Here is a 17,443-nt window from a genome sequence, read left to right as displayed (position 1 = left end):
CAACATAGACACACGACACTAGTTATAATTTCCTATAAGTTGAAAAAACTCTTAAGATTTAGCGTAATCATTACGCTTCTTTCAGACCGACTAGCTGACAACCACATTAGGAGGACTATCTATGGCGCTTGTACCACTGCGGCTACTGTTGGATCACGCAGCTGAAAACGGTTACGGCATCCCAGCTTTCAACGTTAACAATTTGGAGCAGATTCAGGCGATCCTGAAGGCTGCTGTCGAGACAGATAGCCCCGTAATTTTACAAGCTTCACGTGGCGCTCGTAATTATGCAGGAGAAAACTTCCTCCGCCACCTGATTTTGGCTGCGGTAGAAACCTATCCTCATATTCCCATTGTCATGCACCAAGATCATGGTAATGCACCTGCTACCTGCTACTCAGCGATTAAGAACAACTTCACCAGCGTGATGATGGATGGTTCTTTAGAAGCTGATGCGAAAACTCCCGCTAGCTTCGAGTACAACGTTAGTGTTACCCGCGAAGTTGTAAATGTAGCTCATGCTTTGGGTGTCAGCGTTGAAGGTGAACTCGGTTGTTTGGGTTCTCTAGAAACTGGTGCTGGCGAAGCAGAAGATGGTCACGGGTTTGAAGGTACACTCGACCACTCACAGTTGCTAACCGACCCCGATGAAGCTGTTGACTTTGTAGAAGCAACCCAAGTAGACGCTTTGGCTGTTGCCATTGGCACAAGCCACGGTGCTTATAAGTTTACTCGCAAGCCAACTGGCGAAATTTTGGCCATCAGCCGCATTGAAGAAATTCACCGCCGTCTGCCTAACACTCACTTGGTAATGCACGGTTCTTCTTCTGTACCTGAAGATTTACTTGCACTGATTAACCAGTATGGTGGTGCAATTCCTGAAACCTACGGTGTACCTGTAGAAGAAATCCAAAAAGGTATTAAGAGTGGTGTACGTAAAGTAAATATTGACACCGACAACCGTTTAGCAATTACTGCTGCTGTGCGTGAAGCTTTGGCTAAAAAACCAGAGGAGTTTGACCCCCGTCACTTCCTCAAGCCTTCCATTATATATATGCAGAAGGTTTGTGCTGAACGCTACCAGCAATTTGGTACAGCTGGCAACGCCAGTAAAATTAAGCAAATTTCTTTGGAAGATTTTGCTGCTAAGTATGCTAAAGGTGAACTCAACGCTGTTACCAAGGCAACTGCTAAAGTTTAATTTTGACAACAAATAAATAGGGGCATAGTACTACTATGCTCCTAAAAAACTGAGGGTTTTAATGTTGTCAGAAACCGGGTGTTTGCCCGGTTTTTTATTTTATTCATTCAGGTGTGAGAATTGGGAATAGGGCATTGGGCATGGAGAAGAGCCAAGGGAGAGACTTGTTCAATAATTCCCTTTTATCCCCCTTGTCTCCCTTGTCCCCTTGTCTCCCCTTACCTCCTCTGCCCCCTACTCCCTTGCTTCTTCTCCAGTCCCTAGAACACCCGATGTTGTAAAGAGGGCATTTGACGGCGGACTTGTTCGAGCCTAGTAGGCTTGATTTCTGCGATCACAATTCCTGGTTTTTCTCCAGCATCGGCTAAAATTACGCCCCAAGGGTCGATAATGAGCGCGTGTCCGTAGGTTAGACGACGACTGTAGTTATTACCTGTTTGGGCAGGTGCAATGACGTAAGAGGTATTTTCGATGGCTCTTGCTTGTAGTAGTACTTGCCAGTGGTCTTTGCCAGTTAAGGCGGTAAAGGCCGCGGGAACAAAGATAACGTCGGCTCCCTTATCTGCCAGATGACGGTACAGTTCCGGGAAACGGACATCATAACAAATAGAAAGTCCTAAATTACCAAGTTTTTCTGAGAAATAGACGGGGGGTAGTTGCGTACCAGCCACAACAGTGCTGGATTCACGATAGGTGTTGCCGTCAGGGACGTTAACATCAAATAGGTGTACTTTGTAGTAGCGGGCAAGTTCTTGACCGTTTGGGTCGATGAGTAAAGTGGTGTTATAAACTTTGCCTGTATTATCTACAGGAAGTGGAAAGCTGCCGCCCAAGATGGTAATTTGAAAGCGTTGAGCCATTTTTTTGAGAAATTTTTCACTTTCACGAGCGATCGCATCCCCTTGTGCGAGTTTATCTTTTTCTTCTCCCATATAGGAAAAGTTTTCTGGCAAACCTACCAATTCAGCACCTTGACGCACAGCAAGCTCTATTAATTCTTCTGCCTGTGCCAAATTTCTGTGTAGATCGGACACACTGGTTAATTGAATAGCGGCGGCTAAATAAGACTTCATAGATTCAACAATGAACAGTTGATTTATCAAGATAGATTATCAAAATATATCGCTACTTCAAAATCTGTGGAACTTAATTGGAAATGCGTCAGCGTTGCTTTTCTTTAACAGACTTGTTTTATTGCTGATCTTAATCTTCCTCTGGGTTCTAGCAAACTGATCGAGATAAGGATTAGGTTGTGATCAAACCGCGATCAAATTTACCTGTTATGGATATTTCTATTTTCATTCAAACATTTATTGCTGTGTTTGTCTTGGCGGATGCTGTGGGCAATATACCGATTGTTTTAGTTTTGACTAAAGGCATGATGCCAGACCAAAGAAACAAAGTTGTAGATAAAGCAATTATCATTGCGATCGCAGTTCTTTTGCTATTTGCCTTTGCAGGGCAAATAATTTTAAATTATTTGGAAATCAGTATCGGCTCTTTGCGAGTAGCAGGAGGACTATTATTGCTGTTAATTGCTTTACAAATGCTGCGGGGAGAATTAGATCAGCCGATTATTGAAGAAGGACGCGATGTCGCAATTACTCCACTAGCTTTACCGCTGCTAGCGGGGCCGGGAACTTTGACAACGGTAATGTTGCTGATGTCGAAATCACAGAGTCCGCATATTGCTGTGGCAGTGGGTATCTTAGGGGCGATGTTTATCACTTGGTTGATTTTGCGTTTAGCAAATCTGATTGACCAGTGGATTGGTGCTGAAGGTGGAATAATTGTGACTCAGCTTTTGGGTTTTCTATTGGCGGCGCTAGCGGTGGAAATTGGTAGTACGGGAATTAGGGAATTGTTTTTGAGATAGAAAACTCCTAAAAATATTCAAAATTGGAAACTGTATACAAATGTAAACAAGTTTGAGAGACTATAAATTCACGCCTCTCAAACTTGTTGATAAAAATTAACCTAAAGTTAGAACAACATGGATAACTCAAGAGGATTTTATTGCCGATTGAGTTTCAAAGATGCTTTTCGAGAGTGGAAGCTAATGTAGTTTTAGGCACAGCGCCGACCACCATATCCACTTTTTGTCCACCCTTAAAAATCATTAATGTGGGAATGCTGCGAATGCCGTACTGGCTAGCAACATTCGGATTTTCATCTGTATTGACTTTTACGACCTTTATTTGACCTTCGTACTGTTGGGAGATTTCATCGACAACAGGAGCTACCATACGGCATGGTCCGCACCAGGGTGCCCAAAAGTCAACTAAAACGGGTACTTCGCTGTCGAGTACTTCTTGCTTGAAACTAGAATCGGTAACTTGTGCGGCTGCTGACATGCCTAAAACCTTCGCCAATAATATCTGAGCTTGGTGAAAATTCTACCATAGCAAAAACCTCAGCTTGGGAGTAGAGCATGTACATTTGCTAAGAAGCTCTAAAATTTATTTACAAACATAAGGAACCGCCCGAACAGTAGTCCGGGCGGAGTGTGGTGTGAGGAGTGAACGGAAACATGCGTCTCCGCTATCTCTATTGTAAGCGACATATCGGATTTTTCCAGCAATTGTTTAGGGGCTAGAAAAATTTATTGAAGGATTAAGGATTAGGATTAAAATAAATCTTTCCCAGTCCCCAGTCTCCAGTCTGCAATTTTATTTCCCCATACCTAATTGTTGAGCTTTTTGGTAAACTTTGCCCTCGGTTAATAAAGAAGGTGCAATCACAACTTCCACCTGCTGCATTTCTTTAATATTTTTCACTCCCAAAGTGCCCATACTAGTCTTTAAGGCTCCTAAAAGATTGTGAGTGCCATCATCTAGCCCTGCTGGACCAATGAGTATTTGCTCTAGGCTACCAGTGGTGGCTACGCGAATGCGAGTACCACGGGGCAAGACTGGGCTAGGAGTCGCCATACCCCAATGATAACCTCGTCCTGGGCCTTCTGCGGCTCTGGCAAAAGGGGAGCCAATCATCACACCATCAGCACCACAGGCGATGCATTTGCAAATATCGCCACCGGTGATTAGACCGCCATCAGCAATAATGGGAATATAGTTGCCAGTTTCGTTGTAGTAATCATCTCGTGCTGCGGCACAATCTGCGATCGCAGTCGCCTGTGGCACACCCACACCCAACACCCCACGAGAAGTACAAGCCGCACCAGGCCCAATTCCCACCAGTACCCCAGCCGCCCCAGCTTTCAACAAATTCAACGTGACTTCGTAAGTCACGCAATTACCCAACACCACAGGGATGGGCATGGAACGGCAAAATTCTGCTAAATCAAGTGGTACTAAAGACTCTGGTGACAGATGTGCAGTAGAAACTACCGTAGCCTGGACAAAAAATAAATCTGCTCCCGCTTTTGCCACTACCTCACCATATTTACTTGCACCGGCTGGAGTCGCACTCACTGCGGCAATGCCACCTTGTTGTTTAATTTCCTGAATACGTTGTTCAATTAATTCTGGTTTTATTGGTTCGGCATAGAGTTCTTGCATTAAGGCAACAAATTCATCTTTCCCTACAGAGGCAATCCGATCTAATATTGGCTCTGGATCGGCATAGCGAGTTTGAATACCCTCTAAATTGAGGACACCTAATGCTCCTAACTGTGACAAACGTACAGCCATACGAACATCTACTACACTATCCATAGCACTAGCAATTATTGGGATTTCTCGCTCAATATTGCCAATACGCCACTTAGTATCTGCCAAACTAGGGTCTAGTGTTCTGTTACCAGGGGCCAGAGCAATTTCATCTATTCCGTAAGCTCTGCGAGCTGTTTTTCCCCGCCCAAGTTGAATTTCCACGCTTTAACTTTACTCAAATCTGTTTAAGCTAGGGTATCAAATTGTGGGAAAATTTGGGGTGTTTTTCCCTAAGAGGGTATTTATAAAGTAAATCTAAGCCAAGTAGAAAAAGATTTTCAAGGGGATAGGATACTTCATATATAGTGTATTTACATAGCTACTCATGGCACGAAAGTCCTATCCCACAGACTTAAATGATATGAAGTGGAAAATTCTGGCTGAACTAATTCCACAGTCTTGGGAAGGAAACGCCAGACAATCGTTGATAGCCTTGGGCTATTGCTCAAAGTGGTTGTGAGTGAAGGCAATGCTGGTGAGAGAGTGCTTGCAGCGTATGCTTTGATGAAACTGGTGGAGGAACGCCCAAAATTATTGGAAAAAGTTGAAGTCATCTGGGTTGACTTTGGGAATGACGGTGATAAGTTTGCCCTGGCTGTTTGGTTGATGATTCAAGCTCATGTTGAGGTCATGCGCCGTACTGATAAACAGTTTGAAGTTTTACCCAAGCGTTAGGTAGTAGAAAGAACATTCGGCTGGTTTAACCAGTACCATCGTTTGAGTAAGGATTACGAACGTCTGACACCAAATGAGCGAAGCTGCCATATATGCCGTTATGACTTGTATTATGATTACGTCGTCTAGCTGTCTAAAGATTTACTTTATAAATAGTCTCTCAACGATGAAAGATTATTATGAAATATCTGGTTGGAATAAATATCAGTCATTACCTTGTTCTTCTTCAATTTTCAACGCTCTTAGGAGAGGTATAATTATTTCCTAAATCTTCTATCAGTCTTATTCCAAATACTATGACACTTACTATTTGAGATAAAGCGAAAGACAGCCACAACAGATGGTTATTGTGAAAATACCAAGCAGCGATCGCTATGGGTACAAAACCTAGTCCAAAAGAGACTAAGGCAGAGTTCCGTAAAATTTCCCCTTCAGTTAACCCGATAAAGTAAGCTTCTAGTATAATACCAATCGCACAAAATCCCTGACAAGGTAATAACCAAAATAAATAACTAACGATATTTTCAGTAATCTCAGTGTGATTAGTTAACAACCCAAATATATTTTTGGGAAAGAAAATATATAAAATAGCAACAGGAACTGAAAGAAATATACTAGTTATTACACCAATTGTAATTAGAGGTTTTAACTGAGCCGAAGCTCCTTGACCTTGAAAGTTTCCAGTTAAACTTTGAGTGGCATATCCCACGCCTTGAACAATAAACATATTGAAAAACGCTGCATAAATTAGTACACTATTTTCAGCTAGCGTATTTGTTCCTAACGCAGAACTTAATTCTGTAAAAATAGAGAAAGTAGAAATTACAGCCAAACTTCTAACTAACATATTTCCATTTAGTTTAAAAATAGCTTTGATGGCTGCCCAATCTAAAATTTTTTGGTTGACTTTTGATATCAATGCCCAGTCGATATGAAAACACGCTATTATCAAACCTACAAATAATGCTAAATATTGACTCATTGCTGTAGTTAAGCCAGCACCAGTACTTCCCCAACCCCAGCGAATAATAAAGAAGTAGTCCAACACTACATTAGTTAGGCTTTCTATCACAGACAATAGTACTACAAAGCCGTTCATTTCTCGCCCAAAAAACCAACCAACTAGAACAAAGTTGAGTAAAACCGCAGGTGCTCCCCAAATTCGAGCCTGGAAATAGTCAAGACCTGCATTTTTTACCTCTGTTGCACCTACTAAAAAGGTAAACCCCAGTTGTTGTAAAGGGTATTGAAGAATCAGGATGAGTGTACCGATACCTAAAGCTATTAGACCATTTCGCAGTAAAACTAATAGTATACTTTCTTGATTGTCTGCTCCCACAGCTTGTGCTGTCATACCATTGCTAGAGGAGCGTAAGAAATTCAAAACTTTATATAAATAGCTAAAGAGAATTGTGGCTAAGGAAACTCCTGCTAAGTAACGAATATCAGGTAAATGCCCTAGAAAAGCTAAGTCTATTAAACCCGACAATGGCACAACAATACTAGAAACAATGTTCGTCAATGCCAGTTTGTAAAAGCGAGGCAAGAAGTTATACTCATTAGAAAAGCTAAAATTCATGCTAACTGCACCATGTCTAATGTATTCAAACTCTTACTTTTAGACCAGTCTAGGAGGCATCATGTTAAAGATGAGCTAATGCCCAGACGTGATAAGGAAATTCTGGTTCGTTATCAAGAGAGTGTGAAACAGGATCGTATACTATCCATTGAGAGAAGTTAGCAATAATGCATTCGCGATTTCCCCAAGAGCCAGTTTGAATATTTTCTAGAGGAAAACCACATTCATGGAGAAAGTATTTGAGTCCGGTTTCTGTCCAGCGAGTACAGTCTATGGGGTAGTTATGAACTTTCACTAAAAAAGGGACAGAAATCAGAAAATATCCTCCAGGTGAAAGCATAGAAATAACGTTTTTACCTGCTTTATAAGGGTATAACAGATGCTCAAAAACTTGTTCGGCAATAATCAAATCAAAATTTTCAGGTAAGGGTGCAGAGCAAATATCATATTCTGGATAGTTAATATTTTTGTAGTTTTGGAAGCCAAACGTTTGCCAAGTACTTCCCGAAATTTCCAATACTCGCCATTTTTGGTACGGCAAATTCTCTAATAGCTTTGCCGTATCACGATTCATTATAACTCGACTCCAAGTCAACATCGGATTAAATACCTTCACTTTTTCAAGATATAAACGGTCGGACAAACCTTGCCCAAAATCTGGTAAATTGCCTACAAATATGCTGCATAGCTTGCCTCGTAGTGTAAATAAACGGTGCGCTCACTGATGATTGTGCAAGGGCAATTAAAGCACTTACTAATAAAAGAGTGACAATTAAAGAAATTAGCAGATAGATTTAACACTGCTTAACAAATCGCTACAAACTTTTTAAAAAATCTTTAGTAGTTTTAAACATGGAAACCGCTATTCCTATATTTAAATTCTAAAATTTTATCTACTGCTTTCTTAGTACCGCCTGCTGCGATCAAAGAATTACCTAACAGCTCGATGTTATTGCGAATTTGTGCATTTTGCATTACCTGTTCCGCAAGCAAGCGCAATTTCTTCGGCTCAATATTTTTTTGTTTTACCCATACTCCTGCGCCTAATTGTTCTAGACGATGAGCAACTAAATATTGATCTCCTCCTTGGGGAAATACAACCATTGGAACTTTGTTAGTTAGTCCCTCCCAAACACTATTTGTGCCTCCATGAGTGATAAATACCTTAGCGTACTGAAGTATTTTTATTTGAGGTACATAATTACTGATAATAAAGTTAGATGGAATTTTTCCTAATGTAGTGATATCTACAGATTTGCCTACAGACATCACTACACTATACTCCCTATTCTCAAAAGCTTGTAAACATCGCTGGTAAAAAGAAGTTTTAAAATTATAAATTGTTACTGAACCTAGTGAAATATAAATGACTGATTTTTTCTCAATTTCTTGTAAGTTAAAACTAGGTTTGATTGCTCTCTCACTGTAACAAGGGCCTGTAAAAATATAATTATCATCAAACTTGGAACGTTGCATCTGAAAAACTTCAGAAGTATAGACGATATTTAAATCTCCTCGCAGATTCATGGAATTCGGTTGCAGCTGAAACACATCTGCTTTGTTGATGCGCTTCATTATATATTTTTGGGTTAATTGCTGCCAAAGTTGGTTATGTCTGTAGAATCTTTGCAGATGTTTAGTAATCTCGTTCAGAGGATAGGCTGCTAATAGTAGTGACAATGGTGGCAAAAAGTGAGGCGGTAATAGAAAATTCGTATGGAAGCAAACAGTAGGAATGTTCAGTAAATCGGCTGGGATAGCAGCCCACAAACATTTAGCATGAAAAACTATTAATTTTGGGCGATCGCGTTCCAGTTTTGCTAATAAAATTGGTACAGCATCCAAGCAGTATTCTATCAAGCGTGATTGTAAGGTTACATCTCCAGATGCTGGTTTCATACTTGGAAGTTCTTGAAATTTAGCACCAGCTAACTCAATTTTTTCTTTAAATTCTGCAAAATAATAATAGTTTACCTCTTCTCCTCGCCGAGCTAATTCCTGAATTAACCCTAGAGTAGTATCAATGCGGGTATAACTAGGTAAATCAAAAAAAGCAACATCGACCATAATAGTAAGTCTTGCCAGAATTAAGCTAGTTCTAAAACTTGGGAAATGAAGTCAATGTGGGGAGCTTTTTGTGCCATACCTATCCCTACGTGTGTTCCATATATACCTTCGTTAACAACTGAATTGATTGACCAATCAACTGTTTCTCTAATCTTTTTATTAACACCAAAAGCTATTTCTGTTAAACTCAGTCCTCTCTCTAAGTTGTAACTCATATCTAATAACACTGAAGTTTCATTTTGACCATCTATTATTAGCTGAGTTATGGCATTATTTTCTATTCGCAGATATTTCTCTTGACTATTTACGACCTGATCTGTCAAATATTTTAAAGGTTTCCAATTGTTTTCTTTTGTTTCTTGAGTTGTAGTCTGTGATAAGATGCCATCGAAATAAAAAATTCCATCTACCGAGAAACTTGATTTATTTGCTTTTGTATTGACAACAGAACTTTCCCAAAATTCTGCCACGGAGTAAAACCATCCTGGCTCAAGTTCTAGATCAGCATTAGCTATTTCTATATTCTCAGTCAGTTGGCAGTTTAATTTACTTCCTCTGAGGTCTGATAAGCTTAATTCAGTTTCTGTGTCAGCTATTTTATCGTATAAAATGTCTCTAATTGCTAATGCTTGTTCAATATCACTTGATATCAACTGGTTAAATGAATATTGGATGACAGCTAAACTTCCATCAAATTTAACTGCTGGCAAATGTACTATAATACTTCGGGAATCATGCCACAACTGTTTAAGTTTATAATAATAGTTGTAATCTGAAAAAATTAAAAAAGCAGCTTGTTCACTCTTAAAGTCATAATCATCAAAAAAAATAGTTTTGTATCCTTGCTCTTTTGAGTATGTGTCAATTTTATGACTATCGACAATAATGGGAAGTTGTCGTTCAATCAAAGCTTGATAAAAATCAATTATCTGCATATTAATTTAATGTATGATAACAAATTTTTGGACAACAATTTTAAAAATTGTTGTCCATATTCTCAGATTAATCTAACAACTTATAAACCAGTATGGTATTATTTGTTGCTCTAACAATTAAACAATTATTACCAGTAAGCATTGCCTAATTTGCTATGGGTTTCTTTATTAACTTGCTCTAGTTTCCGTTTTGGTGTTTTTTTGCTGTCCATTGTAGTTGTTCCTTAATAGTTTAAAGTTGGAATTTTAGCTAACTCATTATTTTTTGATTTATAGCTTAATTCCTTTTTTTAGGATATTCTAATTAAATTAATTTGGCAAGACAAAATTAAAAATTAGTTACCAATTTATAGATTCAAAATAATAGTATTACAAAAATAAAATATCCAAATCATAAGTTTTTATATTTAAATTAAAAACCTGTATTTAAATATAAAATCTTATAGTATTAATTAAATCATAATTATCTACTTGACTTAAAAAATATAATTTTATTAAATATTCATTAGATTATTAAAATAATTCTTTAAATAAATATTTGAAGGATATATATCATTCTAATTTTGACACTTTAAATAATTTTCATACTTTGAGATATAAAATCAATATAGGGAGAACTCTGTGCCATACCTATTCCTATATGCGTTCCATATACTCCTTGATTCATAATAGAATTTATCTGCCAATTCACATTTTTTTCAATATTTTTGTTACAACCAAAGCCTATCTCAGTAAAACTTAAGCTTCGTTCTAAAACATAATCTATCTCTAGTAAGATATCAGTCTCATCGCTACCATCCAAAACTAGACGAGTGATAGTATTTTCATTGATATCAATATATTTTTCTTTACTTGAAGCTACCTTCTCAAGTAGATATGTCAAAGCATCTTGGTTACGCTTTTTAACTTGTGCATTTCCACAAGCGTAGATTATTCCATCAAAAAAGAAAGTTCCATCTATTGAAAAACTTGATTTATCGTTTTGGATATTTAGTATTCCGGATACTAGCATTTCCGAAATTGAATAAAACCATCCTGGCTCTAGTTCATCTTCAGTATTTAGAACTTCCAAGCTTTCTGATAACAAGCACTTTAATTTACTTCCTCTGTCGTCATATAAATACAATTCATCTTCAACCTCAGCTATTTGCTCATAAATTTTATTTCTCAGCTCTAATGCTTGCACGAGATCGCAAGAAAGCAATTTCTCAAATGAATAAGCAATTACTTGAGGGCTTGCATCATATCTGACCGCTAGTAGATGGATCAGACTACTTTCTGATGTATATGATTGCTGTATGAGCCGATCGTGATAACTATAATCTGAAATCACGGCAAACGCTATTTTTTTACAAGAGTAATCATATTTATCAAAAATAATAGTTTGATAGCCCTGTTTTTTAAAATATGATTCAAGCTGAATGTTGTCTATAATAATAGGAATTTTATGATTAAGTAAAGAATGATAAAAATCTATTATTTTCATTTTTTCTGATAAGACATATAAATTGTTGGGAAGCTCTTATTTGACTTGGGGTACTTCTTTCCGCACCCAGAACTGTCACAATGGATTGAGAATGAATTGTTACTAATTTTGCTCTTACTTTAACTCATTAGGTGGAGACGATTCTGTTTTCTCGGACTGTTGTTCAGGAGCTTGTTGCTGTAATTGGTTGAGATGAATATTATTCACTTGCACAATAAAATATTCTAATGCTTGGCTTGCCTTTTGCTGCTGTTGAGTTTCGTCGGAGACATCATAGCAACGGTAAGAAGGAGTCACCCCCAATATAAACTTTTCTTGTTCAGCCTCCAACATTTCTACAGCTGTATTAGCAGCAATTGAATTCTTCTGAAAAGGAAAAGAGGTGACTATACTAGCAACTATAGAAGCAAGTGCTGGGCAAATAACAGGTAGCCATTTTAGCCAAGCTTGTCCTGCTTCTAATTTATCCACTAAAACTAATATTGGTGTGACTCCTGATAAAATAACTGTCGCAATTTGTAGCCCATAATAAAGGTTTCTCGCTGAACTCCGAACTTTTTTATAATCCTCAATTAAATCTTGACAATACTCTAAAGCTTTCCCTCTGGTTAAAGTTCCTGTATCTTTATTCCCAGAATTATTAGTCAATGGATAAGTATAAAGTTGCGCTTTTCTAGTAATCTCAGACTGATTGATAGACTTCTTAATGTCTTGAACTAACTCTCTATTGATTAGCAACAAAAAGAAAAAAATAGTTAAAGATATTACTCCAGCAGTAATAACTGTTTTATCTTCTGAATAAAAAATAAAAATGCCAGCAGAGAAAAAAGCTGCAAGTAATAAATACTTCACTACTTTCAAAGTAAACAGTTTTTTCTGGCTTGATATAAATAATGGATTTTCATCAGTATTGAAAATTTTATTTTGGTTTTGCTGTTTAAAATCAGTTGATTCGGAAATAGTCATTTTATTTTACTCAACTTCTTACATTGATAACGATCTATGAACATAAAACTTCCTTGAGGAAAATTAAGTTTGATCGCAGTATGCTCTCTTGTTTACAAAAGTACCTAAAAGCTTATTAGATAACTTAGAAAACGTGTTTACAAACTAATTTAGAAAACCTTTATATGTCAACTAGTATAATTACGGATAAATTATAATTGGCAAAAGATTAATCCTCTTATGTCAGATTGGGAGAACCCAATCGCTGAAAGCCTTTTAGAGGTTATTTATAAAGTAAATCTAAAAGCGAGGAGAAGAGAGTTATGGCAAGGATAAGATATCTCATGTACAGTGTATTTACATAGTTGCTCATAGTGCGAAAGTCTTACCCTACAGACTTAACTGACACGGAGTGGGAAATCCTGGCTCCCTTGATTCCACCAGCCAAAGAAGGAGGCATCCATGCACAACAGATATGCGTCAAATATGCAATGCCATCTATTATCATTTGAAAACTGGATGTCAATGGAATATGCTTCCGGGAGACTTCCCGCTCTTCTCAACGGTATACAACTACTACCGTAAATGGCAGTGCAAGGGGGTTTGGGAAAAATTAAACCATACACTGCGTGGTAAAGTTCGCTTGAAATTGGGTAAATCAACACAAAAGAGCGCGTTAGCAAAGCTCGCCGTAGGCATCACCGCAGACAATCAATCGATAAGAACGACTAGAAAAAAGGGAAGCCAGTGCGTTGGGCGGGCAATGCGCGACTTGTTCGCCCTTGGCGTTCCCTTAGCGCAACGTCTCTGTCAGGAGAAGGGTAGCAACTGGCCTGGATGTGTACGGCTTCGATGGCGGTAAAAAGGTAGAAAGCGGCAGACTTTGGTTGATAGTCTGAGATTGTTGTTGAAAGTGGTTGTCAGTGAAGTAAATGGTTCAGAACGAGTACTTGCTGCCTATGCTTTGATAGAACTTTTAGAAGAGCGTCCAGAATTACTGGAAAAAGTCAAAATCATGTGGGTTGATTCTGGTTATGACGGTGATAAAGAAAGCGCTTTGTGTTTGGTTAACGATCCAAGCTCATGTTGAAGTCATACGGTGTACCGATCAAGAATTTCAGGTTTTGCCTAAGCGTTGGGTAGTAGAAAGAACATTTGGCTGGTTGAACCAGTACCGTCGTCTTAGTAAGGATTATGAACATCTGTCATTAGTCATTTGTCTTTTAACCGATTCAAAATCCAAAATTAGTTTTATTTACCGTCTATTTTTAACGGCATCCACACCAGTGTAACCAGTTGCTAACCAAATTATCGCTCTAGCTCCATCACGAATAGATTTTTCGATAGATTCAGGGGGTTTTTCTGACGGGACTGGTACTGGTTTTAAATAAATACCCCGACTACCCAAAATAATTTCGCCAATGACACAAGCCCGGCGCATGTGGAAATCTGAAGTAATCAAATAAACGCTCTTGATCCCACGAGCTTGCAAATCATCTACTAACGTAGTAAAATTAGTAACTGTATCTACTGCTTCATAATCCAAGTGTAAACGTTGAGGATCAACACCAGCTTTGGTAAACACTCTTTGGGTGAATGTACGTGGACTGCCGCCTGTAATCCAAATTGGTATATTTGGATGCTCTCGAACAAATTTTGCTGTAAATTTTTCTCGCTCTAAATGTCTCGTTGAACCACCTAACACTACAACTGCTTGCGGCTGCACAAATTGGTTTTGTACTTCTTTGTATCCCCACCATGTAATTATTGGTAGGACAAAAGCCATAAAACGAAAAGATTTATTTGTAAAGAGTAGCTTATTCAAGGCTTAATAACTTAATTTACTTAGTCCAAAATTTTCTCTGGATATAAGAAAAAACAATTGATAGTAGAGTAGCAAACTTCTAAAAAATCTGCCCAAATTCTGCCCAAATATAAATTTGGTTAGTTTTCGTCTAACAGCGCGATTAAGCGTGCCTGAAGTTTTTCCTCTAATTGATGGATTATCCTAACCGATATCGGACGATTCATCAAAGGGTTCTAACCACTTTATCTAGTAAGTTCTCAATTGCACGGAATATAGGAGCCAGTTGCGTGAGCGGATATGCCGACTTGGGCGAACTGGCATACCACTGTTAGAGGCACAGCAATGCTATTACCCCGTGAATTGCTATATAGCTATATATATGAATTGTCTGAATATAACGGGACTGGTGCGACTTGAACGCACGACCTGACGCTTAGGAGGCGTCCGCTCTATCCAACTGAGCTACAACCCCAACTCGAAGCATATATAATTATAGCAGTAGTTTTAGCGAGACTGCCAACAATTATCCCAAGGGCCTCCGCCTACTTCTAAACCACAAAGAAAACTTTCTGCTTTTAGGATTATTTTAGATTTTTTCCCATTTAATTCTCGTAACTCTAAATTTAGTTTTCCTTGCATAGTGTCTCGACAACAATATCTTAAACCTTCTGCTGTCGGCGCACGTAGAGGTGTACCAGGTAGATGAGTGGTTCCTGTCAACTCAATTTCGTAATTGGAGTTGCTAGCTTTCATTTGCCATCTTCCCCAAGGCTGAATTTCCCACTCTACTTGTGAATTCCAGGGAACAAATTCATAAAACTTGCCTTGATAGTGCAGTCCAATCATCGCTACAGATTCCATCCACCACAGCACACCCCGCCGTCCACCGCCAGCAGTTAATGCTAAGTCGGGTTCGCCCTCGAAGCAATTACAATTTATCCAAAACCATTTTTGCGGAAAAGCACCACCCCAATTTTTCTCTCCGTAGGCTGGGGCGTTAGTGAATTCGTAGATTTTGCCATTCCAGTCAATCTTCCCACTGGCTAGACCGTGAGCCATTAAAATTTGCCATCCAGGTTCAAAAATCTGCAAGAATGACAGCCAGCCTGCTGTTGATTGCTGAATGCCATTTTGATTGCCCCAACCGTATACTGGTTGAATTTCATACTGCCAACGGCAATAATTATTGGTAGCGCGTTCGCGAATTATTCCCTGATTCAAGGTGGCTGTAGCTTGATAGCCTTCTTGGACATGATACTCAAACTCGGCTGGCAGGAGGTATAGGGGAGAAATTTGCAAATTATTTTTACCCCAATGACCTAAACCCAAAACATCTCGACTACCCCAAAATTTGTTAACATCAGGAAAAGTACGGCATAAATACTCATCATCCGGGCCGAGGATTTGAACTGCACCGCCACTGTAAGGTTTACTGCCGATGGGATCTTCAATAGAGTACATAAAGGCGAATGTTTGCCCAATTTCCGGTAGTGTGACGCGATAATACCAGCCTTCAAAAAAGCGACGACTACTACCATCCCAGTGATAACCAGAATGGGGTGTTTGGAGAGAATTTAAGAGAATAGTTAACATAGATTTATCTAATTGCCGATTTTTTCAGTATGCGCGACGATCGCTTCGATATTAATGATGCTTATGAAATTCTTGGGCTGGAACCCGGTGCGTCTCAAGTAGAGGTGAAGCGAACTTACCGTAAACTGGTGAAAATTTGGCATCCCGATCGCTTTATCGATCAAAGGCAAAAACAGGAAGCTGAGGAAAAAATCAAATCAATCAACGCAGCTTACAACAGGCTCAAATCCGAAATTCCATCTGAGCCTCCTATTCCTGAAAATCCATCTTCATCTTCGCCTAAAAATCCCCCAAAAATATCTGTCAATCGTTGGGATGCAGAAACTTTCTATAATTTAGGAGTAGAAAATGCTACACAAGGCAGATATGAGGATGCGATCGCAGATTTTACCCATGCAATTCGTCTCAATCCTCACTATGTTGATGCATATAAATATCGTGGGCTAGTTTGCTCTCAACTGGGATACGAATATAGAGCTGCTTCAGATTTAAATAAAGCTGAACAAGTAGAAGAAGAGTTAAAAAATCCGGGTGCTGCACGTGCATCGCGCTCACCTAGATATGTATCAAAACCTAGACCTCTGGTAGAAAGATTTTGTCAGAGGATAAAAAGTTTACTGCGGCTAAATCGGCATTGGAGATAAGGAGCGGATATAGTTTAAGACACTTCAGACGGCGATACTAGAGATGGAGTTAGATAATACTTATACTTGGGAATACTAAGTGTAGTAAGATTTGCTGTTGATTTCTTAGTATTCATCGTATGAGTGATCACTTCAATATAAATCATATTTACGATATGCTTGGGTTAAAACCAGGTGCATTTGCTGATGAGGTCAAGCAAGCTTACCGCCAGATGGCTAAGGAGTTATATAAAAATCGTCATCAAAGGCAATACAGAAGGCTTGTATGCGCTTTTTCATGCTTTGATTTGTGCTATTGCTTTTCTAGATAGCAATGGAACGACAGAGGTTTTTTGCGGCGATGCCGAAGCTTTTGAAGTAGTTGTGAGACTTGTTAAGGGACTTGCAGAAAATAAACTATTCCATTAACAGCACAATAGTTCACGGCGTACCCAATTTCTGAAACGTTTAGTAGAGTTTGCTCACTGTTATTAAAAGCTATTACGAAAACTAATCTGTTTTATAAATGCTAGCTAGATAGAAGCTTGATAATAAGTGGAAGGTCAAAACTCGAAATATCGAAAATAATACATCTATGGCATTAATAATGTTTAACTACCATTTAGTATAGGAAAGTTTTGGTGTTGCAGAATCAAAATATGAATCATGCGAACTGGTATCCCCGCTATCTCCTGTACCCTTTCAAGACTGAGAACGTACCTCACAATAGCGGGAACTGCTGTAGGTAATCCCAAGGGGCTTTCTCAGAGGATGTTTTAAAAGTGAGGGGCTATTGTAAGAAAACTCACAAGGCTTAAGCTGAAAGATTGAAGATATCAGCACCTTGTGAGCAAATGACTA

The 17,443-nt window shown here is 38.7% G+C and carries 16 protein-coding genes, 1 tRNA gene and 2 pseudogenes; 6 read left to right on the top strand and 13 right to left on the bottom strand.

Annotated features, from left to right (window positions below; translation table 11 throughout):
• Nucleotides 1–121: 121 nt before the first annotated feature.
• Nucleotides 122–1,201: a class II fructose-bisphosphate aldolase gene (gene fba / locus V7K89_RS27695; RefSeq protein ID WP_335192960.1), complete on the top strand. Its 1,080-nt coding sequence runs from the start codon at nt 122–124 to the stop codon at nt 1,199–1,201.
• A gap of 260 nt (nt 1,202–1,461) precedes the next feature.
• Here the strand turns inward: fba and V7K89_RS27690 are convergent, their stop codons facing one another.
• Nucleotides 1,462–2,274 carry a carbon-nitrogen hydrolase family protein gene (locus V7K89_RS27690; RefSeq protein WP_335192958.1) on the bottom strand — a complete coding sequence of 271 codons (813 nt, stop codon included), beginning with the start codon at nt 2,272–2,274 and terminating at the stop codon, nt 1,462–1,464.
• Nucleotides 2,275–2,483: 209 nt separating this feature from the next.
• On the opposite strand from V7K89_RS27690, the gene V7K89_RS27685 reads away from it, so the two are divergent.
• Entirely contained in the window at nt 2,484–3,077 is a 594-nt protein-coding gene (locus V7K89_RS27685) for a MarC family protein (RefSeq protein ID WP_335192956.1), read from the top strand.
• Between the two features lie 154 nt (nt 3,078–3,231).
• Here the strand turns inward: V7K89_RS27685 and trxA are convergent, their stop codons facing one another.
• Both trxA and V7K89_RS27675 read right to left on the bottom strand, forming a co-directional pair.
• Nucleotides 3,232–3,555 (bottom strand): thioredoxin, encoded by a 324-nt coding sequence (gene trxA, locus V7K89_RS27680; RefSeq protein WP_335192954.1) that lies wholly within the window; start codon nt 3,553–3,555, stop codon nt 3,232–3,234.
• Between the two features lie 315 nt (nt 3,556–3,870).
• On the bottom strand, nt 3,871–5,034 hold the full coding sequence (locus V7K89_RS27675; protein ID WP_335192952.1) for a GuaB3 family IMP dehydrogenase-related protein: 1,164 nt from the start codon (nt 5,032–5,034) through the stop codon (nt 3,871–3,873).
• 234 nt (nt 5,035–5,268) lie between these two features.
• Here V7K89_RS27675 and V7K89_RS27670 point away from each other — a divergent pair.
• Nucleotides 5,269–5,665, top strand: a pseudogene (locus V7K89_RS27670) (transposase); the annotation flags it as partial.
• 108 nt (nt 5,666–5,773) lie between these two features.
• On the opposite strand, the gene gntT reads toward V7K89_RS27670, so the two are convergent.
• The 7 genes from gntT to V7K89_RS27640 form a co-directional block, all read right to left on the bottom strand.
• Complete coding sequence (gene gntT, locus V7K89_RS27665) at nt 5,774–7,126, bottom strand: guanitoxin biosynthesis MATE family efflux transporter GntT (protein WP_335192950.1); 1,353 nt, start codon at nt 7,124–7,126, stop codon at nt 5,774–5,776.
• A 64-nt stretch (nt 7,127–7,190) separates the two neighbouring features.
• A complete protein-coding gene (locus V7K89_RS27660) occupies nt 7,191–7,700 on the bottom strand; it encodes a class I SAM-dependent methyltransferase (RefSeq protein ID WP_335192948.1) in 510 nt (169 codons plus the stop codon).
• A gap of 46 nt (nt 7,701–7,746) precedes the next feature.
• Entirely contained in the window at nt 7,747–7,908 is a 162-nt protein-coding gene (locus V7K89_RS36135; RefSeq protein WP_442941775.1) for a DUF5989 family protein, read from the bottom strand.
• 64 nt (nt 7,909–7,972) lie between these two features.
• Complete coding sequence (locus V7K89_RS27655) at nt 7,973–9,193, bottom strand: macrolide family glycosyltransferase (protein ID WP_335192946.1); 1,221 nt, start codon at nt 9,191–9,193, stop codon at nt 7,973–7,975.
• Between the two features lie 20 nt (nt 9,194–9,213).
• Nucleotides 9,214–10,128 carry a hypothetical protein gene (locus V7K89_RS27650; RefSeq protein ID WP_335192944.1) on the bottom strand — a complete coding sequence of 305 codons (915 nt, stop codon included), beginning with the start codon at nt 10,126–10,128 and terminating at the stop codon, nt 9,214–9,216.
• A 571-nt stretch (nt 10,129–10,699) separates the two neighbouring features.
• Nucleotides 10,700–11,614, bottom strand: coding sequence for a hypothetical protein (locus V7K89_RS27645; RefSeq protein ID WP_335192942.1), 915 nt, complete (start codon nt 11,612–11,614; stop codon nt 10,700–10,702).
• Between the two features lie 114 nt (nt 11,615–11,728).
• A complete protein-coding gene (locus V7K89_RS27640) occupies nt 11,729–12,580 on the bottom strand; it encodes a DUF4231 domain-containing protein (protein WP_335192940.1) in 852 nt (283 codons plus the stop codon).
• Nucleotides 12,581–12,930: 350 nt separating this feature from the next.
• Between V7K89_RS27640 and V7K89_RS27635 the strand changes: the two are divergent.
• Nucleotides 12,931–13,851, top strand: a pseudogene (locus V7K89_RS27635) (IS5 family transposase).
• Here the strand turns inward: V7K89_RS27635 and V7K89_RS27630 are convergent.
• From V7K89_RS27630 to V7K89_RS27620, 3 genes are all read right to left on the bottom strand, one after another.
• The gene (locus V7K89_RS27630) at nt 13,815–14,345 is read right to left on the bottom strand and encodes a YdcF family protein (protein WP_335046823.1); all 531 of its coding nucleotides are present in this window, start codon (nt 14,343–14,345) and stop codon (nt 13,815–13,817) included. The pseudogene V7K89_RS27635 and the gene V7K89_RS27630 sit on opposite strands and share 37 nt — an antisense overlap.
• Before the next feature lie 419 nt (nt 14,346–14,764).
• A tRNA-Arg gene (locus tag V7K89_RS27625) sits at nt 14,765–14,838 on the bottom strand.
• A gap of 32 nt (nt 14,839–14,870) precedes the next feature.
• Nucleotides 14,871–15,959, bottom strand: a complete 1,089-nt coding sequence (locus V7K89_RS27620; RefSeq protein WP_335192937.1) for a tocopherol cyclase family protein — start codon at nt 15,957–15,959, stop codon at nt 14,871–14,873.
• Between the two features lie 29 nt (nt 15,960–15,988).
• On the opposite strand from V7K89_RS27620, the gene V7K89_RS27615 reads away from it, so the two are divergent.
• Nucleotides 15,989–16,603, top strand: a complete 615-nt coding sequence (locus tag V7K89_RS27615) for a DnaJ domain-containing protein (RefSeq protein WP_335192934.1) — start codon at nt 15,989–15,991, stop codon at nt 16,601–16,603.
• A 186-nt stretch (nt 16,604–16,789) separates the two neighbouring features.
• Nucleotides 16,790–17,011, top strand: a complete 222-nt coding sequence (locus V7K89_RS27610) for a hypothetical protein (protein WP_335192932.1) — start codon at nt 16,790–16,792, stop codon at nt 17,009–17,011.
• The last annotated feature ends 432 nt before the right edge of the window (nt 17,012–17,443 follow it).

It is taken from the genome of Nostoc sp. (genome assembly GCF_036917515.1).
GTDB lineage: Bacteria > Cyanobacteriota > Cyanobacteriia > Cyanobacteriales > Nostocaceae > Nostoc.
Note: the sequence above shows the minus strand (reverse complement) of the source record. Positions and strands in the feature narration are given on the sequence as shown.